The sequence below is a fragment of the Endozoicomonas arenosclerae genome (genome assembly GCF_001562015.1).
Classification (GTDB): Bacteria; Pseudomonadota; Gammaproteobacteria; order Pseudomonadales; family Endozoicomonadaceae; genus Endozoicomonas_A; species Endozoicomonas_A arenosclerae.
In genome coordinates this window covers 1-915 of sequence record NZ_LASA01000030.1, presented here as the reverse complement: position 1 = coordinate 915, position 915 = coordinate 1, and the positions used below count along the sequence as shown (strand labels likewise).

1 protein-coding gene is annotated in these 915 nt (G+C 49.1%); it reads right to left on the bottom strand.

Features of this window, described 5'->3' with window-relative positions:
• Window positions 1-915 (bottom strand): calcium-binding protein (locus WG89_RS31035; protein WP_216638414.1); only part of this gene is annotated, 915 nt, incomplete at both ends.

Here is a 915-nt window from a genome sequence, read left to right as displayed (position 1 = left end):
ATGGCAGCCCCATTCAGATTTAGAGTCAGTGTGTCGAATTCTCCCTCTGCAGGGGTCACAGAACCATCACTAGCAAGAACTACTCCTCCCGCCTTGATACGCACTTCATAATCAGCAAATCCCTCATTGGACCGATTACCAATATCTACCTGTAGTTGATAGGAGATACTACGATCAAAGTTTTCCACTAAAGTCTGAGAAATGGTTCCATCAGTATTAAGAAAACCGGCATTAATACCTTCAGTGGCAGGCTCATTCAATCCATTGTTGTTGTAATTATGAATACCGTCGTTTGCCCCACTGAACGTCCAACTGCTGCTAGTGGGTTGATGGACAAAGGCGCCATCAGTAGTCAGTGACTGACTTTCAAAACTGTGGTCGTTGATTACCACATTACGTGTCACCGGGCCTGTGGCCGTAAAGGTCAGACTTTCATCCCAACTATTTCCAGTACCGGACATCGTGAGACCGGGCAGGTCTTCACCGCTCAATGTCCAGGTACCATCACCATTATCAGTGCCTGCTGACAGGGATACGCCACTGGCAACATCAACGACAATGGACGCTTGACTGGAGGCCGATATGAATGAGGCACTCACATTGACAGGAACTGGCTGATCGTCATCCCCTGTAATGATGTCGCTTCCTGTACCACCAAAGATAATATCTGCCCCAGCATCACCTAATAAGGTATCGGAGCCACCTTCGCCCCTCAGCGTATCAGCTTGATGGGAGCCGTCCACGATTTCGTCATCACTGCCGCCTGACATTACACTGTTAGATAAATTGCCACGGACGTCTACGCTAAATACTTGGGGATTACTGGAGAGATTACCGTCACTGACCGTAAAGCCGAAGCTGGTCCCGACGTCGGGATCGGTTGTGGGTGCGGTGTACGTCAGGTTGCTTATGTCA